We start from the raw sequence: 17,935 nt of genomic DNA on the forward strand, positions 1-17,935 counted from the left end.
CTCTTTGATTTTCATTGACTATAAAATGGTTTTAATTCTTTTTTTCAAATCTGGCACCACTTCTGACTCAAACCAAGGATTTTTAGCCATCCAGATTTGATTTCGCGGTGAGGGGTGAACTAGTGGAAAATAGGTTGGCAAGTAGTTCTGGTAATGTTTTACTCGTTCTGTTACCTTGCCACTGACTTTCTCCTGCAAATAGTAGGCTTGGGCATATTGGCCAATCAAGAGGGTCAATTGAATATCTGGTAATTCTTGCAAGAGCTGTGGATGCCATTTTTCTGCAAAGCCAGTTCTCGGTGGCAGGTCACCTGATTTTCCATGCCCTGGAAAGTAGAAATCCATAGGCAGAACAGCAAAATATCCTGAATTGTAAAAGGTATCTTCATCCACACCTAGCCAGTCTCTCAGGCGGTCACCACTCTTATCTTTCCAGTAAAGGCCTGCTTCTTGGGTTTTAAGACCAGGCGCTTGACCGATGATATTGATGCGAGCAGTCTTTGGCGCTGCAAAGAGAGGTTCAATGCCACGCTCTGTATAGCTGACATTCTGCGGATCTGACATAAGAGCCTGCTTGATTCTTTCGATTTGAGACATCTACTTTCCCTCCAAAAAGAAGTCTAAGCATAAGATCTCAGACTTCTATCGTTTTATTTGATCAATTCGTAAATAGCTTCGGCATAAATTGCTGCTGCTCGGAAGAGATCATCCAAGGCGATAAATTCATTAGCTTGGTGCATGGTGTCAATTGAGTCTGGGAACATAGCACCGTAGGCAACTCCGCGTTCGAGCAAGCGACCAAAGGTTCCACCACCGATAACTTGCTCGTGACCTTTAAGTCCAGTTTGTTTTTCATAAACATTCAACAAGGTTTGCACAAGTGGATCTTCCATTGGCACATAGTGAGGCGTGTGACCATGTTCAGAAAGGCTAACAGAAGCAACTGGCAAGTTTTCAAGGATTGACTTGATTTGCTCTGGACTTGTTCCTTTTGGATAGCGGATGTTAAGGGCAATGGTATTGTCAGCACTTGTTTCATCGAAGCGGAAGACACCGGCATTCATAGAAAGAGCACCCATCTTTTCATCCACATGAGCAATCTTGAGATTTTCACCCTCATGGTCGTTCAAGAGAATTTTACCAGCGATGTCAAGGTAGTCTTTAGCTGGACCAGCAAAGTCAAACTGGTTAAGGAAGAGGGCTAGGTAAGTCGCACCATTGACACCTGAAGCAGGCATAGCACCGTGGGCTGATTTACCAATGATGGTCACCTTGTATTGACCGTTTTCTTCTTGGAGTTCTCCTCTAAGTTTGTGTTCTGCAACAAAGGCATCTAGTTTAGCTTGCAAGTCAGCTAAATCACCTGAAATAACTGCTGTTGCTGATTCAGGAACCATGTTTTCACGTAAACCACCTGTGAAGCTGTGAAGACGGGCACCACCTGCATTTTCACCTGCAAAGTGAAGGTATTCCGTGATATTTCCTTTTTCACCATTGATGATAGGGAATTCAGCGTCTGGAGAGAAACCGAAGTCTGGTTTGGCAAGTCCTACGTGCTCAAAGTAGTAGTCCATGTCTGCCCAGCCTGATTCTTCGTCTGTTCCAACAATAAAGCGAACTTTCTTAGAAGTTGGAAGGCCCAATTCTTTGATGATTTTCAAACCATAGTAACAAGCTGTTGTAGGCCCCTTGTCGTCCGAAGCCCCACGCGCATAAAGGCGACCATCTTTGATAGTTGGTGTGTAAGGGTCTGTGTCCCAACCGCTACCAGCTGGCACCACATCCATGTGGGCAAAGATTCCGAGAACTTCTTCTCCATCACCAAATTCAAAATGTCCTGCGTAGTTGTCAACATTTTTAGTTGGGTAGCCATCACGATCTGCTATTTCAAGGAATTTTTCCAAGGCTTTTACTGGACCAGGTCCAAATGGATGCTCAGCATCAACCTTGCTATCATCACGTTCTGAGTTGATTTCCAAAAGGCTAAACAAGTCAGCCAAGAGGTCTTCTTTGCGTTTTTCTACTTCTGCTGTAAAATCAATTACTGTCATTTTTTCTTCTTTCTATCTTTTCTCGATGATTTCATCTACTGGCAAGCGGTAGCTTGGTTCCAATTTTTCGTCTGTGTAACCCACTGTGATCAAGAGTTCTGGGCGGAAACGGTCTTCAATTTCCAAAACCTCATTGACTTTTGATTTGTCAAATCCAAGGATCAAATTTGATCCGATTCCTTGGTCTGTAAGAGCCAGAACCAAGTTCATAGCAACCAAACCTGCATTGAGGGCTAGGTAGTCGCTGACTTGTTGTTCATTGTAACGGGCAAATTCCGCAGGCAAGTTCTTCATGAAATATTGAAGTTGTTCTTCTGAGAAATTCTTTGCGCCACCGACACGGGCAATCTTGCGGGCACGTTTAGCCAAATCTGTGTCTGTAAACAAGGCAATAGTTACAGGCGCTGATGATACCTGTTCAAAGTTTGAACCGTAAGCCAATTTTGCTAGTTCGGCATTTTTCTCACGTACCACCACAAATTTCCAAGGCTGGCTGTTGTGGGCGCTTGGAGCCAAGGTTGCAATTTCGATAGCCGTACGCACATCTTTTGGATCAACTGGCTTATCAGTGAAATGCTTAGTCGCATGACGTTTTTTATTTAATTCAAGAAATTTCATAATCGATTTCCTTTTCTAATTCTACTGCTTCCATTCTACCATAATTTGAAAGAGCTTGCAGGGATTTTTCATGATTAAGATTTTTTATTACAGCCATAAAAAATATATATTGGTTCATCAAGAAAGTTTCTGATAAACTAGCAAGTACTTTACATTTGAATGGAGATATTATGAAAAAATTTAGCCTTTTACTAGCTATCATCCCCTTTTTAGTTGCCTGTGGGAATCAAGCTACACCTAAAGAGACTAGTTCTCAAAAGACAATCGTCGTTGCTACAGCTGGCGATGTGCCACCATTTGACTACGAAGATAAAGGCAATCTGACAGGCTTCGATATTGAAGTTCTAAAGGCAGTGGATGAAAAACTCAGCGACTACGAGATTCAATTCCAAAGAACTGCCTGGGAAAGTATCTTCCCAGGACTTGATTCTGGTCACTATCAGGCTGCGGCAAATAACTTGAGTTACACAAAAGAGCGTGCTGAAAAATACCTCTACTCACTTCCAATTTCAAACAATCCCCTCGTCCTTGTCAGCAACAAGAAAAATCCTTTGACTTCTCTTGACCAAATCGCTGGCAAAACAACGCAAGAAGATACCGGAACTTCAAACGCTCAATTCATCAATAACTGGAATCAAAAACACACTGATAATCCTGCTACTATCGATTTTTCTGGTGAAGATATCGGCAAACGAATCCTAGACCTTGCTAACGGTGAATTTGATTTCCTAGTTTTTGACAAAGTATCCGTTCAAAAGATTATCAAGGACCGTGGCTTAGACCTTTCTGTGGTTGACTTGCCTTCTGCCGATAGCCCCAGCAACTATATCGTTTTCTCAAGCGACCAGAAAGAGTTTAAAGAACAATTTGATAAAGTACTCAAAGAACTCTACCAAGACGGAACCCTTGAAAAACTCAGCAATACCTATCTAGGTGGTTCTTATCTCCCAGATAAATCTCAGTTACAGTAAGATATACTAAAAGCGATTGGACCAGCCAATCGTTTTTAGTTTGCATTAGTTATTTTAGGAAACTTTTACAAAAAATCAAAATAATCTTTCACATCCTCTACATACCCATGCTTTTCTATTAAGCTGGCTAAGAGTTCCAGATTGTGCCCCTGATAGTTGTCTTCTCTTCGTAGCTCTTCATACATTTCGATAAAAGGAAGCCCCTTGGACTTGGCCAGTTCTAACTCCGCTTCATAATCATAAGCGACTTTACGAAATAGGATATTTACCAATTCCCCATCTTCAACCTCTATCACGGCATACTGGGCACGGTGATTTTTTAACGCCTCCCAATTAAAATAGGGCATGCCAATCGACCCTGGATTGATGATTTGTTGCCCCTGACTGCCATAACGAAGCAACTGCTTGTGAACATGACCATAGACTGCCACGTCGGTTTCCGCATCTAGCAGTTGGTCAAATTTCTCTGTATCATTCTCAACTAGCAAGTCACCACCATAGTTCTTATTTGGCAAATTATGAGAGATAGAAAAGCGCAATCCGTCAATTTCTTTCTTTTCCAGCAAAGGCAAGCTTCGTAGCCAGACAATCGTTGCAGGATCCATTCGCTCCATCAAAAACTGGGTCATGCGCATTGACTGAATTTCTTTCGGATCTTCCAAACCATATTCGCCATCCAAGACCTCAAGGACACGATCATCCCAATTGCCTCGAACACTTGCTGTGATAGGAAGGTCCTTTAGCAGGGCGACTAAGTCATTTGCGCCTGGACCAGGAAGAAAAATATCTCCCAGAAGCCAGTATTCACTGACTCCTTGATTTTTAGCATCTGCAATCACTGCTTCTAGGGCCGTCGCATTGCCATGAATATCTGATAAAATTGCGATTTTATGGTTCATTGTGGTTTCCTTCCGTTTGATAATCTACTCTTTCTTCCGCTACTTGGGTCAACTCCACTTCTTCCTGCGGGTTCAACTTCCTCTGCACAGCCTCTGCAACGGCTCTTGGCACCCCAACTTCGACAATCTCATCCACACTGGCTTCCTTGATTTTGGTCAGAGACTTGAAATGCTTCATGAGATTTTGCTTGCGTTTAGGTCCCAGCCCTTCAATGCCATCCAATTGTGATGAAAAAGAATTTTTGGAGCGCAGTTGACGGTGGAAAGTAATGGCAAAGCGGTGGACCTCATCTTGGATGCGTTGGAGGAGGAAAAATTCTTGAGAATTGCGAGACAACTCCACCACCTCAAGCGGATCTCCAAAGAGCAATTCATGGGTTTGGTGCTTGTCATTCTTTTGCAGACCTGCAATTGGAATATCCAAGCCTAGCTCCTCTTGGATGACTTGCTTGGCGATATTGACCTGACCTTGCCCCCCATCAATCACAATCAAATCTGGCGGAGTCAAGCCGTCACGTTGAACTCGACCATAACGCCTGCGAATGACCTCTCTCATGCTGGCATAATCGTCTGGACCGACAACCGTTTTTATCTTGTACTTACGATAATCCTTCTTACTTGGTTTGCCGTTGACAAAGACCACCATGGCTGAAACAGGACTGGTTCCCATGATATTGGAGTTATCAAAGGATTCGATGCGGACTGGTGTCGGGATTTGGAGCAAGCGTCCTAGATTTTCAATAGCTCCTTGGGTCTTTTCGACTGATTTTTCTAGCAGATTGAACTTCTGCTCCAGACTAACACGGGCATTTTTTATGGCTAGATTGACCAGCTGTTTTTTCTCTCCACGCTGGGGTTTGAGAATCTTGGAATCCACTAAGGCTTTAACGGCTTCTTGGTCAATATCCTGCGGAATCAGTACCTCATTGGGAACCAGGTGAGATTTTTCTTGATAGAACTGTCCCACATAGGTCAAGAAATCCTCATCTGGATCATTGAAGTAGGGGAAGAGATTGACATCGCGCTCGATAAGCTTGCCCTGACGGACAAAGAAAACCTGAACACACATCCAACCCTTGTCCACATAGTAGCCAAAGACATCCCGATTTTGGAGATCCTTAGCCATGACCCGTTGCTTGGTTCGAAGTGTTCCAATGGCCTGAATTAGGTCACGGTATTCCGCCGCACGTTCAAATTCCATAGTCTGGGCTGCCGCTGACATTTTGCCCTTGAGGTCATCAATGATTTTGTCATCCTGCCCTTTTAAGAAGTCAGAAACCTCCTGAGCCATAGACTTGAAATAGGACTCATCCTTCTTACAGATAGTGTGAGCCATGCATTGACCGATATGGTAATAAAAACAGACCTTAGACGGTGGGTTTGTACACTTGCGAAAAGGGAAAATTCGATCCAGCAGTCGCTTGATTTCATTGGCTGCCCCCACATCTGGATAAGGCCCAAAGTAGAGACCACCGTCCTTTTTGACCTGACGGGTAATAATCAAACGAGGATAGCGCTCGTTGGTGATTTTGATGAAAGGATAGGACTTGTCATCCTTGAGCATGATATTGTACTTGGGCTTGTTTTCCTTGATTAGGTTGATTTCTAGGAGAAGTGCCTCAATATTAGACTCCGTAACGATAAATTCAAAATCCACAATTTCAGACACCAAGGCCTCTGTCTTGGTATCGTGACTCCCACGGAAATAAGATCTCACGCGGTTACGCAGATTTTTAGCCTTTCCTACATAGATAATGGTGCCGTTTTTATCCTTGTGAATGTAGCAACCAGGGCTGGTCGGCAAGAGCTCTAGTTTTGATTTAATCAAGTTGTTCATAATTCCATTATAGCAAAAAAGTAGGGAAAGATTGTTCCCTACTCACTAGTCTCATATATTTTTCGGAGGTTTGCAACATCCTCTTCCTGGATACCATAAAAAGAACCTGCTGGTTGCATGACAGACTTCTCATCTGTATGGTCCAAGCCAATCGCATGACCCAACTCATGTTCTGCCGTATGGACAATACGCTCATAGGAATAGCCATAGTTAGGATTGGACAAATAATAATGATTCAACCGTACCGTGACAGATAAGAATTGTCCTGTCAAGAGATTGGTCTGACTTTCAGCCTCTCCTGCCACAGGAGTGTTTCCGTCGTTCATCTCAGTAGCCAAGGTATCCGCCTTGCTGGACTCAGCGACAATTTCAAAGTTAAAAGCACCAGTTTGATTCCAATTCTGGATTGCTTCTAAATAAGCTTCTTGAAAGCGTGAATCCATCTGGGGATTCAAGTAAATACGAGCAGAAGCCTGTGGCCATCTTCCTTCAGAGTGTTGATGGCTATCTGTCTGGTTCAACTTAGGCAGTTGCCCTGTTCTTTCCCATTGGTCGATACTTTGTTGACCAATCTTTACTGACCGTTCTGCTTGCTTTAGCGCCCCTTGAAAATCCCCGTTCAGATACCAGAGAAATCCGAAAGCAAGCACACATAAGAGCACAACTATCCAAACCAGACGCCAAAACAAACGCCAAACAAAAGAAAAGAAAGCCCCTATCAAACGAAAAAGCCAGCGCATATCCTTCCACCTTTCTAGTAAATAAAGTCTATTTTACTAAAAGAAGCTGAAAGAAAACTAAATACTGACTTTTTCATCTTATACTCAATGAAAATCAAAGAGCCAAACTAGGAAGCTAGCCGCAGACTGCTCAAAACACTGTTTTGAGGTTGCAGATAGAGCTGACGTGGTTTGAAGAGATTTTCGAAGAGTATTAACGTCCTAATATTTTTTTGAATAACTGAATAGTTTTGTATTTTAAAGGCGATGGATGATAACGGAAAGTACCCGCTTTGCGTACAATATAGCCATTAAAATTTTGTTTAAAACGCAAAACACCATCACTTCCATCAAAAATCCCTTGAATCCCTAGGAAGTTGTATTTAGGTATTCCACGTTTTATACTTTCCAACATAATATATTTTTGAAGTAGCGCAGGGGCATAGAATTTATTAAACTCAGTGTAGGAACCACTAAAGAGGTAAGTCGTTTCCTGAGGCATATAAACAAATAAACTCCCAGCTAAAACAATATCTTCTTCTCCATATTTTTCAATCAAGTCTCGCGCTTCTGCTTTTCGAACTTCAAACGTTTCAAATTGACTAGAATATTCTCTCAGTTGATTTTGTTTTTTCTCAGAATGAGGATTTTTACTCAAATCAAGTCGCAACTTGTCCAAGACTTCTTCTAGTTTACTTTGCTCACCTTGCAATTTGCTCATATACTCCGAAAAATTTAAGGTTGCTATGAGAAACTCCGCTTGTTCTCCAAAAACATCATAAAAATGCTCATAATATTCTAAACTTTTATCACTATATTCTCTACGTTCAGAGGTTTCTTTTGTGATGTTCTTAAAAATCGATAGTTCTTCACGTTTTAACTTTTTCAACCGAATGCCAAAGGTTTCAGCCTTTTTCACCAAGGGTTTCCCTTTTTTGCTAAAACTTTTAAGCAAATTCTTTTCAGTTAATTCAGTCAAATCTTTATAGTATAACCAATCCGGCTCTCCACCTGGATAACCTGTCGTCAAGCCATCAAATTGATAACCTAAATCAGTTAAACCATGAATGATATTTTTTTTCTCAGCATCTATTGGATTACCTTGGCTATCAAAAGTTTGATAAGTTTCATAAGGTTTTACAAGCAACTCTAATACACCATTTTGCTTGGCATATTCTTTTAACTCCGCATAAAAAACTGGAAGTGCATCTTGTTGGGTATAAATCGGCCCCGAATTGATCTCCATATGCAGACCACCCAGCATGGGCAAGCTATAAACCAGAGCTGCAACTTGAATCTCTCCTTCTTGTTTCAAAGCAAGATAAACAATTCGAGCCCCTCTTTTTTCTAGCAAATCCCCCATCTGAACCGATTGCATAAAGGAACGAGAAGAAACCTGATCAGAATAAGCCTGAAACTCTTCTTTCGTGAGTGTAATTAGTGCCATATACTTACTTTCTATGTTTTTTTCTTAATGTTTTACGGAAATCAAGAGCAAGTCTTAACAGAGGATAGAGAGGATGGGTAGGTATTGTAAATTCACCCAAGTATTCTTCAATCGTTGGATTAAATTTTTCCTTAAAATGATAAAGTCCACCATTGAGAGAGTTTTCAACACCACCTAAATTTTGCCAGACCATACCTCGCTCAAAGGCATAGCGAGCTGTTTCATACCAAGTTAAAATTGGTGCATTGTAACGTTTAAAATCATCATCCATACCAGCATATAGATTGACAGAAGTTTGTCCGAATTCTAAAGTCAAGGTAGCTGCTAAAGGAACTCTTGCTTGACCTGCATCCATATATTCCTGCAGGAAAGTCAATTCCTCTAACAAACGTTCTTTTTCCTTCTTCTGCGCTTCTACTTTTGAAGTGCGAGTCGACTCAGTAAAGGTCTCTTCCAAGGCTCTGTTTTTCGCTAACTGTTCTTCTAATTCTTGCGAACGTTTAGAGACATCTAAGGTTGCCAAGGTGATATAGGCCTTGTCCTTAAAATTATCTAACAACTTTTTATAATAGGCTTCATTCCTCAAATGAATCTCTTTCCGCTTCTCGGTTTTTTTCATCAAAAAGGAAAAAGACTCCAATAATTCAGTTCCACCAAATTGAATCTCTACCCCCTTATTCCGTGCTGTTCGAATAGCCTGTTTTGTTGACTTGGAAAGTTTATCTTCTTCAAAATTTTCCTTGTATATTTTCGCCTGAATACGAGGTTGAATGGTGTCTCCCATTTCCTCTGTTTTTCCTGACCACCTTACTCCCATTTGTTGCAAACTATCAATAATAGCAAGATTTTCAGGATATTCTGTTTTATCTTGATTGACCAAATGTTGAGATAGACAAATACTTGGGTCAAAAGTCACAAAAACCGCTCTCTTACTACGAGCGTAAGACTTAATAGACTGCAGAACAAACTTTAAAACTTCTGTATCCCTGTAATCCAATATGGGACCTCTTGGAATATAAAACATTTTATAGCCTAAAGGCAGAGATTTTATGAGAATACTAGCCACAGCCAGTAACCTCCCCTCTTCATAGACACCAAATCTCTCATGATTCCAATCAGATTTCACTTTTTCCCAAGCACTGCTTTGTAATACATTAGCTAATTCATGTTCTTTAACAAACTGATCATATTCTAATGTGGGAATGCCAATTTGATAACGGTACATTTCCTACTCTCTTTCCTCCAGTATCTTATTACTATTCTACTACTTTCGTTTGAAAAGTCTAGTGAAAACATATTTTATTTTAGTTCTACTCCCCCTATGCTGAAGTTCAAACTAAGTCAATCTCTCTTCTAATTTGAAATCGATTGGCAGAGTTGCCAAGAACCGTTCCAATTGTTTTTCCCAATAATACCACTCGTGAGTTCCAGCACTATGGCTATAGGTCACATCAAAACCTAGTTTTTTGAGATTTTTCACTGCTAGATTATTGGCTTCGTACAAGAAATCCTGCTCGCCACACCAAGCCCAAAGCTTGGTCTTTTTATCCGATTTTTTAGCCAGACTTTCAAGAGAATAGGGGCTAGCTGTCCAATCTTTAATCTCCCCAAACACACCTCTCCAGTAAGCTGGTGTTCCCAAGTTTTGGCTTTCAGGAGAAAACTCTTGAAAACTAAGGGCACCCGAAAAACTAGCCGCATGAGAGAAACGATTTGTAGCAAGAGCCAGTTTAAAGCAGCCGTAGCCTCCCATAGAGAGACCAGCAATAAAGGTCTTTTCACGCTTACTGGTCATATTAGGGAAGAAGCGTTTCAGAACCTGTGGCAATTCCTCTGCTAGAGCTGTGTAATAGTCAAAACCATACTGGGTATCGGTATACCAACCATTGCTGGTATTGGGCATGACGACAATGAGATTAGTTCCCCGAAGCAAGCGTTCTACATTGGTCCGCTTAAGCCAACTATTATGATTGCCAGACATCCCGTGCAAGAGGTACAAGACGGGAATATCTTCACAATCTGGTTCTTCTACTCGATTGGCATCAGGGTAGAGGACATTCACTCCCCACTCCATATCCAAAACTTGTGAGTAATACTCGATTTTCATTACTGCCATATTTTTCCTCTATTTTTCTATAAGAAAAAGCCGAAACTCAACTTTCTCTCTGTTTATTTCAAAGATTATTTTGCTTCCATGACTACTGGTAAAATAGCTGGACGACGCTTGGTTTGGTCAAAGAGATACTTGGTCAGATTATCACGAACTTTCCCTTTAAGATCTGCCCAGTCAAAGTCATCTCCTTGAAGATAGTCTTCTACCGTCTGGTTAATCAATTCTGAACTTTCACGGAGAATATCGCGGCTCTTCTTAAGATAAACAAATCCACGCGTATGAACACGAGCCTTGGCTACAATTTTCTTCTCACGACGGTTAACTGTGATCGCTACGATAAAAATACCATCCTCTGACAAGACCTTACGGTCACGAAGAACCACATTTCCAACATCACCGATGGCATTCCCGTCAATCAAGACATCCCCTGCCGAAACCGCTCCAGCTGGGACAAAGTCTCCATTCTCATAAGCCATGCTGGTTCCCTTTTTAGGAATGAAAATGCGTTCTGGCAGCATCCCGACCGCCATAGCAGCCTTAGCATGAGCATCTAACTCACGGTATTCCCCTTGAATCGGGAAGAGATACTTGGGTTGCAAGAGATTGATCATCAACTGCAAGTCACGCGCATTTCCGTGCCCTGATACATGTAAACTTTGGGTAATCAATTTGACAACCCCTCCTGCCTGATAAATCATATTTTCCACACGCGCAACGAAGGCTTCTTTAGCAATAGACGGAGCCGTAGCAATATAGACCAGGTCCCCATCCTTGATTTCTACATAACGATGGCGACCAATCGACATCTTACGAAGTCCATTGATAGGTTCACCCATACGACCTGTCTCAAGAATAATCAACTCATGGTCTTCAAAGCGAGACATATCTTTCGGCTTAATCAAGAGAATTTCGTTGGCTAAAGACAACTTCTTGAGACGAATCGCTGTGCGGACGATATTTTCAATATCAAATCCTGTCAAGACGATACGTCGACCTGTTTTATCCGCAGCGTCAAAAATCTGCTGGATACGAGAAAGGTTACTGGAAACAGCTGCAACGATGATACGACCTTCCCAGTCAGCAATGGTTTGGGTAATTTCATCTCTAACTTCACTTTCACTAGCCACCTGAATATTGCTGTCCGCATTGGCCGAATCACTGAGGAGAGCCAGGACGCCGTCACGACCGATTTCTGCCAAACGAGCGAAGTCTGTCGCATAGGATTCACTAGCTGTCTGGTCAAATTTGAAGTCACCTGTATAAACGATGCTACCTTCAGCTGTCTTCAAGACAATTCCCAGGCTCTCTGGAACGGAGTAAGTCGTAGGGAAGAAGGAAACCACTGTCCCACCAAAATCAATCTCCGTATCTTCATCAATAACATGAAAATCATTAAATTTCTTGACTGCGTCATTTCCTTTGACAAAGAGTTTTGCCAACTCAATGGTCAACTCAGAGCCAAATACAGGTACCTTGGCTTCAGCCAAGAGATAAGGCAGAGCACCAATAGCATCTGCATGTCCGTGAGTTAAAAATACCCCAGCAATTCGATCTTTATTTTCAAAAAGGTAGTCCATCTTTGGAATCACCACATCGACCCCTAATTGTTCATTTTCGGGATATTTTAACCCTGCATTCAAAACAAAAATGGACTCTCCAATTTCAGCAATGTACATATTTTTCCCATTTTCACGTACACCACCAAGTGTTGTTAAACTAATATTACTCATTTTTCCTCCAAAATCTTAGTTTATCTTGATTATAGGGTTGCTTACCCTCTTATTCTAAAAGCACTATTACTGTTAGCCGAATCTTTTCCTACCATTATACCATTTTTTTGATGATTTTCAAAATGAAGATTTGTTTTCAAAAAAGAGCTGGTTGCCCAACTCTTTCTTACGTCTACTCTTTTTCCATTAAAAAGTCATAAATTTCTTGCACAGTTCCTAGTGCCATTATTTCTTGGTCTTTGACGGTTTGTTTGAGATTTTGGTAAATCTGACTTTCTCCTATCTCTCGCTTTGGCGCTTCTTTATTCACTGTCATGACACCATCTTTGATGGTCACAAAGCCTAGCTCTTCAAATACTTGAATCATCTTAACCAGCAAGATTTGTTGGATATTGAGATAAGCAGCCAAATCCTTCAGCTTGTAGCGAATATCAAACTCTGGGAATTGGTAGATGGTCTTGTACAATTTGGCAAACTGCTCTCTAGTCCCATAGCCTGTCAGATAATAGGCCTTATCAATGTCATTTTTGAAATAGACAGCAGAGAAATTCTGTTCCTGAAAAATGATCTTCAGCTGAGTAATATCCTCAGGAATGGTTTTCACGACAATAGCTTCACTAGCCGCCAGATTTGGCAGTTCTCCAGCAAAATCCAAGACTGGAACCCCTTCTGGTAAGACTGCATTTTTCCCACGAATGTTAAAGAGTTGAACACCCTCCACACGCGCATCCACCATCATCAACTGCAGGGCAGTTTGGCCATTCCATTGGTTGACAGACAATTTGACTGCCAACTCTAGATTCTTGGTTTGAGCAAACTCTGTTGCCCATCTGCCTTGTCCAAAGGCTACCACTTCAAAACTCGCCTCACCCTTGGAAATTTTTAGCTTGAGATGAGCGTTGCCTGCCCCCATAGTACGAGCACTTTCGACCTGAAAATCCTTGATATAAAAGACAGGTTTCTGATTGTCCATGCCAAAAGGCGCCAAACGTTCAAAGTTCTTGACTGTTTCAAGACTCAAAGTCTCCAAATCCAACTCTTCATCTAAGTTTAACTTGTTCTTGCCAGCAGCATCTGCACCTTTTTCACGAACATAATCTTCCAAGACTTGAGATAAATCTGAGAGTTTCTCCACTTCCAGCGTCATGCCAGCCGCACCAGCATGGCCTCCAAAGGCGATAAAGAGGTCTCGATGAGGATCCAGAGCCTCAAAAATATCGACCGCTTCCACACTACGAGCACTGCCCTTGGCACGACCGTCTTCTATATTAAGAACAATGACTGTCTGTCCCAATTCTTCCAACAAACGACCAGCTACGATTCCTAGAACTCCAGGATTCCAGCCTTCCTTGGCCAAGACTTGGACCTTCTTTTCAGGATCCACCATGGTCTTAGCTTCTTCATAGATAGACTGAACAATTTCCTTACGCTCTTCGTTTTTCTGATGAATCATGAGGGCAATCTCATGCGCTTCCTCATCATCAAACCCAGTCAGCAAATCGATGGCTGAATTGGGATCGTCCAAACGCCCCAAAGCATTCAAACGAGGGGCAATCTGGAAACCAACCGTTTCTTCTGTCACTTCGTTGGCAGCAATCCCAGCCATGTCCAGCATTTCTTGTAGACCAATACGCTGAGTGTGCCCCAACATTTCCAAACCATATTGAACTAGAATGCGGTTTTCATCCGTCAAACTCACCATATCAGCAATGGTTCCAATAGCGACCAAATCAAGCAATTCCACTTGTACTTCTTCTAACAAGGCACAAGCCAGCTTGAAAGCCACTCCGCATCCAGCCAAATATTTGAAAGGATAGTCTGCATCTGGATGCTCAGGATGGACAATAGCATAGGCATCTGGCAAGGTTTCAGGCATAGAATGGTGGTCAGTCACAATGACATCTACCCCCATAGACTGGGCTAGTTCAATAGCCTCGTGACCAGCAACTCCATTATCCACTGTCACAATCAAGGAAATTCCTTCTTGCTCGATGAAGTACTTATAAACACTGACATTAGGCCCATAACCGTCGGTAAAACGATTGGGCAAGTAAACACGGCACTCAGCGCCAAGCTGTTCCAAACTTTCCTTAACAATAGAAGCCGAAGTCATGCCATCCGCATCGTAGTCTCCGTATATGAGGATATTTTCCCCTTCTTCAATGGCCTGACGAATCCGTTCCACTGCCTTGTCCATATCATGGAGCAGATAAGGGTCATGCAAGTCCTCCAAGGAAGGTTCTAAAAACTTTTTCAGACTTTCTTGGTCCTGAATCCCTCTCTCAAATAATAACCGAGCCACCTCAGGACCCAGTCCAGCCTTCTTGGCTATCTTTGTAAAATCCGCATCTTCTACTTGCGGGGCAAACTGCCATTCATAAGTAGGTGTTATCAAAAAGACATCCACTCTTTCTAAGAATTCTATTGCTTCATTATAACATGATTTAGACGTTTTCTCTATCCAGATTGCTTTTTTATAAAATTTTAGTGAATTTTTTCAGATATGATTTGACAAGACAAATCTTTTGGTGTAGAATCATGTTATAAAATCTAACACAAAGGAGATTCCTTATGGCTTTAGTAGAATTTGAACACGTCGAAAAATATTACGGGGACTACCACGCGCTCCGCGACATCAATCTCCGTTTTGAAAAAGGGCAAGTCGTTGTCCTCCTAGGCCCTTCTGGTTCTGGGAAGTCCACTCTGATCCGCACCATCAATGGTTTGGAGGCTATTGACAAAGGAAGTCTTCTAGTAAATGGTCACCAAGTTGCTGGTGCCAGCCAGAAAGATTTGGTACCGCTTCGCAAGGAAGTTGGTATGGTTTTCCAACATTTTAACCTCTACCCTCACAAAACAGTGTTAGAAAACGTAACACTCGCACCCATAAAAGTTCTAGGAATTGATAAAAAAGAAGCTGAAAAAACAGCCCAAAAATATCTAGAATTTGTAAATATGTGGGACAAGAAAGATTCATATCCAGCCATGCTATCTGGTGGACAAAAACAACGGATTGCCATCGCGCGTGGACTCGCTATGCATCCGGAACTCCTCCTCTTTGATGAGCCAACATCTGCCCTTGACCCTGAAACCATCGGTGATGTTCTGGCAGTTATGCAAAAATTAGCCCACGATGGTATGAATATGATTGTCGTTACCCATGAAATGGGCTTTGCCCGTGAAGTTGCCGATCGTATCATCTTTATGGCTGATGGAGAAGTGTTGGTGGATACGACAGATGTTGATGACTTTTTCGACAATCCAAGTGAACCTCGTGCCCAACAATTTCTCAGCAAAATCATCAACCACGAAAGTGACAAAGTCAAATAAGGAGACGCCTATGAAAAAGAAATTCTTTTTATCCGCATTACTGATTAGCCTTTTGGGCCTTGCTACTGCAAAACCAGTTCAGGCTGATACTAGTGTCGCAGACATTCAAAAGAGAGGCGAGCTAGTTGTCGGTGTAAAACAAGACGTTCCTAATTTCGGTTACAAGGATCCTAAGACTGGGGCCTATTCTGGTATCGAAACTGACTTGGCTAAGATGGTAGCAGATGAACTCAAGGTCAAGGTTCGCTATGTTCCTGTTACAGCGCAAACTCGTGGACCACTTCTAGACAATGAACAGGTCGATATGGATATCGCGACCTTCACCATCACAGACGAACGCAAAAAACTCTACAACTTCACCAGCCCCTACTATACAGACGCTTCTGGCTTTTTGGTCAATAAGTCTGCCAAAATCAAAAGCATTGAGGACCTAAACGGAAAAACCATCGGTGTTGCCCAAGGTTCCATCACCCAACGCCTGATTACCGAACTGGGTAAAAAGAAAGGCCTGAAGTTTAAATTTGTAGAACTTGGTTCCTATCCAGAATTGATTACTTCTCTACACGCTCATCGTATTGATGCCTTTTCCGTTGACCGCTCTATTCTATCTGGCTACATCAGCAAACGCACAGTACTACTAAATGATAGTTTCAAGCCATCTGACTACGGTATCGTTACCAAGAAATCAAATACCGAACTCAACAACTATCTCGATAACTTGGTTACCAAATGGAGCAAGGATGGCAGTTTACAAAAACTTTATGACCGTTACAAGCTCAAACCATCTAGCCATACTGCAGATTAAGGAGGACACCTCATGACAGATTTATCATCTTGGACAGCCTATTTTCAGGATTTTGGACAATTTTTCAATGGCTTCCTCTTTACTCTTGCCCTAGCAATCGGATCCTTTATTCTCGCCATGGTCTTGGGTATCTTCTTTGGAGCCATGTCGACCAGTAAACGCCCAATTTTGCGCATTTTAGCTCGCATCTTTGTCGAGTTTTACCAAAACACTCCCCTCTTGGTGCAGTTTGTTATCGTCTTCTATGGCCTACCTCTTATCAGTGACCATATCATCATGATTCCGATTTATTGGACAGCTGTACTCTGTGTAGGTCTCTATCACAGCGCCTATATCGCTGAGGTTATTCGTTCAGGTATTCAGTCTATTCCTAGCGGTCAGATGGAGGCCGCCTTGTCGCAAGGGTTTACCTATATTAGTGCTATGCGCTTGATTATCTTGCCTCAGGCTTTCCGTATCATTCTCCCTCCTTTGACCAACCAAATCGTCAACCTCATCAAGAACACCTCTACAGTCGCTATCATTTCTGGAGTTGATTTGATGTTTGTGACCAAGTCTTGGTCGGCTCTTAACGGAAACTACATTCCAGCCTTTTTAGGCGCTGCCCTTCTCTACTTTTCTCTATGCTTCCCTGTTGCCCAGTTTGGTCGCAAAATGGAGCAAGCCAACAAAAAAACCTATTCACTTTAGGAGGTTACTATGGAATCCATTTTAGAAGTTTTGACACCAGATAACCTAGTCTTTATCCTTAAAGGATTTGGCTTGACCCTCTACATTTCTCTGATTGCCATCGTCCTCTCTACCCTTATCGGTACGGTTCTAGCCGTCATGAGAAATGGCAAAAATCCTATCTTGCGCATTATTTCCAGCATTTATATCGAGTTTGTGCGTAACGTTCCCAACCTTCTCTGGATTTTCACAATTTTTTTGGTATTCAAGATGAAGTCCACTCCAGCAGGTATTACAGCCTTTACCCTCTTTACCTCAGCAGCCTTGGCTGAGATTATCCGAGGTGGTCTCAATGCCGTGGACAAGGGACAGTACGAAGCAGGAATGTCGCAGGGATTTACCTCAGCCCAAATCCTCTATCACATCATTCTCCCACAAGCTATTCGTAAAATGTTGCCAGCCATCATTTCTCAGTTTGTAACCGTAATTAAGGATACCAGCCTCCTCTACTCTGTTATCGCCCTACAAGAACTCTTTGGAGCCAGCCAAATTCTCATGGGCCGTTATTTCGAACCAGAGCAGGTCTTCAGTCTTTATATCCTGATTGCCCTCATCTACTTCAGCTTTAACCTAGCCATTTCTAGCCTGTCTCATATGCTAGCCAAACGTTGGCAACAAGCTGCAGAATAATACTCTTCGAAAATCTCTTCAAACCACGTCAGCTTCACCTTGCCGTATATATGTTA

At 42.1% G+C, this 17,935-nt stretch carries 16 protein-coding genes; 5 read left to right on the forward strand and 11 right to left on the reverse strand.

Features of this window, described 5'->3' with window-relative positions; translation table 11 throughout:
- Window positions 1-18 precede the first annotated feature (18 nt).
- From HT697_RS08875 to HT697_RS08885, 3 genes are read right to left on the reverse strand one after another with little or no spacing between them, the layout of a single operon-like run.
- Complete coding sequence (locus HT697_RS08875) at window positions 19-597, reverse strand: uracil-DNA glycosylase family protein (protein ID WP_173262968.1); 579 nt, start codon at window positions 595-597, stop codon at window positions 19-21.
- A gap of 53 nt (window positions 598-650) precedes the next feature.
- Window positions 651-2,051, reverse strand: coding sequence for a dipeptidase PepV (gene pepV / locus HT697_RS08880; protein WP_173262971.1), 1,401 nt, complete (start codon window positions 2,049-2,051; stop codon window positions 651-653).
- A 12-nt stretch (window positions 2,052-2,063) separates the two neighbouring features.
- Window positions 2,064-2,669: a nitroreductase family protein gene (locus HT697_RS08885; RefSeq protein WP_050209139.1), complete on the reverse strand. Its 606-nt coding sequence runs from the start codon at window positions 2,667-2,669 to the stop codon at window positions 2,064-2,066.
- Window positions 2,670-2,839: 170 nt separating this feature from the next.
- On the opposite strand from HT697_RS08885, the gene HT697_RS08890 reads away from it, so the two are divergent.
- Window positions 2,840-3,640 (forward strand): amino acid ABC transporter substrate-binding protein, encoded by an 801-nt coding sequence (locus tag HT697_RS08890; RefSeq protein WP_173262974.1) that lies wholly within the window; start codon window positions 2,840-2,842, stop codon window positions 3,638-3,640.
- A gap of 65 nt (window positions 3,641-3,705) precedes the next feature.
- Here HT697_RS08890 and HT697_RS08895 read toward each other — a convergent pair whose 3' ends face one another.
- The 8 genes from HT697_RS08895 to recJ all read right to left on the reverse strand — a co-directional run bounded on the left by HT697_RS08895 (window position 3,706) and on the right by recJ (window position 14,780).
- Entirely contained in the window at window positions 3,706-4,539 is an 834-nt protein-coding gene (locus tag HT697_RS08895) for a metallophosphoesterase family protein (protein ID WP_164226839.1), read from the reverse strand.
- Complete coding sequence (gene uvrC, locus HT697_RS08900) at window positions 4,529-6,376, reverse strand: excinuclease ABC subunit UvrC (RefSeq protein WP_173234570.1); 1,848 nt, start codon at window positions 6,374-6,376, stop codon at window positions 4,529-4,531. The genes HT697_RS08895 and uvrC overlap by 11 nt, the downstream gene beginning before the upstream one ends.
- 38 nt (window positions 6,377-6,414) lie before the next feature.
- Window positions 6,415-7,116 (reverse strand): M57 family metalloprotease, encoded by a 702-nt coding sequence (locus HT697_RS08905; RefSeq protein ID WP_173234568.1) that lies wholly within the window; start codon window positions 7,114-7,116, stop codon window positions 6,415-6,417.
- Window positions 7,117-7,309: 193 nt separating this feature from the next.
- Window positions 7,310-8,542: a peptidoglycan bridge formation alanyltransferase MurN gene (gene murN, locus HT697_RS08910; RefSeq protein WP_173262977.1), complete on the reverse strand. Its 1,233-nt coding sequence runs from the start codon at window positions 8,540-8,542 to the stop codon at window positions 7,310-7,312.
- Between the two features lie 4 nt (window positions 8,543-8,546).
- On the reverse strand, window positions 8,547-9,767 hold the full coding sequence (locus HT697_RS08915; RefSeq protein WP_173262980.1) for an aminoacyltransferase: 1,221 nt from the start codon (window positions 9,765-9,767) through the stop codon (window positions 8,547-8,549).
- Window positions 9,768-9,878: 111 nt separating this feature from the next.
- Window positions 9,879-10,658, reverse strand: coding sequence for an alpha/beta hydrolase family protein (locus tag HT697_RS08920; protein ID WP_173262983.1), 780 nt, complete (start codon window positions 10,656-10,658; stop codon window positions 9,879-9,881).
- Between the two features lie 65 nt (window positions 10,659-10,723).
- Complete coding sequence (locus HT697_RS08925; RefSeq protein ID WP_000065626.1) at window positions 10,724-12,385, reverse strand: ribonuclease J; 1,662 nt, start codon at window positions 12,383-12,385, stop codon at window positions 10,724-10,726.
- Between the two features lie 172 nt (window positions 12,386-12,557).
- A complete protein-coding gene (gene recJ / locus HT697_RS08930) occupies window positions 12,558-14,780 on the reverse strand; it encodes a single-stranded-DNA-specific exonuclease RecJ (protein ID WP_173262985.1) in 2,223 nt (740 codons plus the stop codon).
- 176 nt (window positions 14,781-14,956) lie between these two features.
- Between recJ and HT697_RS08935 the strand changes: the two genes are divergently transcribed.
- Genes HT697_RS08935 through HT697_RS08950 form a run of 4 tightly spaced genes read left to right on the forward strand, consistent with a single transcriptional unit; the run spans window position 14,957 to window position 17,879 of the window.
- Entirely contained in the window at window positions 14,957-15,715 is a 759-nt protein-coding gene (locus HT697_RS08935; RefSeq protein WP_084928862.1) for an amino acid ABC transporter ATP-binding protein, read from the forward strand.
- 10 nt (window positions 15,716-15,725) lie between these two features.
- The gene (locus HT697_RS08940) at window positions 15,726-16,520 is read left to right on the forward strand and encodes a transporter substrate-binding domain-containing protein (RefSeq protein WP_173262988.1); all 795 of its coding nucleotides are present in this window, start codon (window positions 15,726-15,728) and stop codon (window positions 16,518-16,520) included.
- A 12-nt stretch (window positions 16,521-16,532) separates the two neighbouring features.
- Entirely contained in the window at window positions 16,533-17,210 is a 678-nt protein-coding gene (locus HT697_RS08945) for an amino acid ABC transporter permease (RefSeq protein ID WP_164226846.1), read from the forward strand.
- A 9-nt stretch (window positions 17,211-17,219) separates the two neighbouring features.
- Window positions 17,220-17,879, forward strand: a complete 660-nt coding sequence (locus HT697_RS08950) for an amino acid ABC transporter permease (RefSeq protein ID WP_164226847.1) — start codon at window positions 17,220-17,222, stop codon at window positions 17,877-17,879.
- Window positions 17,880-17,935: the final 56 nt, after the last annotated feature.

The organism is Streptococcus sp. 1621 (assembly GCF_013276615.1).
Lineage (GTDB): Bacteria > Bacillota > Bacilli > Lactobacillales > Streptococcaceae > Streptococcus.

What these genes read in the sequence shown, in the direction of transcription:
- murN (WP_173262977.1), bottom strand. Translation starts at nt 8,542, where the DNA reads ATGGCACTAATTACACTCACGAAAGAAGAGTTTCAGGCTTATTCTGAT.
- HT697_RS08885 (WP_050209139.1), bottom strand. Translation starts at nt 2,669, where the DNA reads ATGAAATTTCTTGAATTAAATAAAAAACGTCATGCGACTAAGCATTTC.
- HT697_RS08875 (WP_173262968.1), bottom strand. Translation starts at nt 597, where the DNA reads ATGTCTCAAATCGAAAGAATCAAGCAGGCTCTTATGTCAGATCCGCAG.
- HT697_RS08950 (WP_164226847.1), top strand. Translation starts at nt 17,220, where the DNA reads ATGGAATCCATTTTAGAAGTTTTGACACCAGATAACCTAGTCTTTATC.
- HT697_RS08935 (WP_084928862.1), top strand. Translation starts at nt 14,957, where the DNA reads ATGGCTTTAGTAGAATTTGAACACGTCGAAAAATATTACGGGGACTAC.
- uvrC (WP_173234570.1), bottom strand. Translation starts at nt 6,376, where the DNA reads ATGAACAACTTGATTAAATCAAAACTAGAGCTCTTGCCGACCAGCCCT.
- pepV (WP_173262971.1), bottom strand. Translation starts at nt 2,051, where the DNA reads ATGACAGTAATTGATTTTACAGCAGAAGTAGAAAAACGCAAAGAAGAC.
- HT697_RS08920 (WP_173262983.1), bottom strand. Translation starts at nt 10,658, where the DNA reads ATGGCAGTAATGAAAATCGAGTATTACTCACAAGTTTTGGATATGGAG.
- HT697_RS08905 (WP_173234568.1), bottom strand. Translation starts at nt 7,116, where the DNA reads ATGCGCTGGCTTTTTCGTTTGATAGGGGCTTTCTTTTCTTTTGTTTGG.
- HT697_RS08915 (WP_173262980.1), bottom strand. Translation starts at nt 9,767, where the DNA reads ATGTACCGTTATCAAATTGGCATTCCCACATTAGAATATGATCAGTTT.
- HT697_RS08890 (WP_173262974.1), top strand. Translation starts at nt 2,840, where the DNA reads ATGAAAAAATTTAGCCTTTTACTAGCTATCATCCCCTTTTTAGTTGCC.
- HT697_RS08925 (WP_000065626.1), bottom strand. Translation starts at nt 12,385, where the DNA reads ATGAGTAATATTAGTTTAACAACACTTGGTGGTGTACGTGAAAATGGG.
- HT697_RS08940 (WP_173262988.1), top strand. Translation starts at nt 15,726, where the DNA reads ATGAAAAAGAAATTCTTTTTATCCGCATTACTGATTAGCCTTTTGGGC.
- HT697_RS08895 (WP_164226839.1), bottom strand. Translation starts at nt 4,539, where the DNA reads ATGAACCATAAAATCGCAATTTTATCAGATATTCATGGCAATGCGACG.
- HT697_RS08945 (WP_164226846.1), top strand. Translation starts at nt 16,533, where the DNA reads ATGACAGATTTATCATCTTGGACAGCCTATTTTCAGGATTTTGGACAA.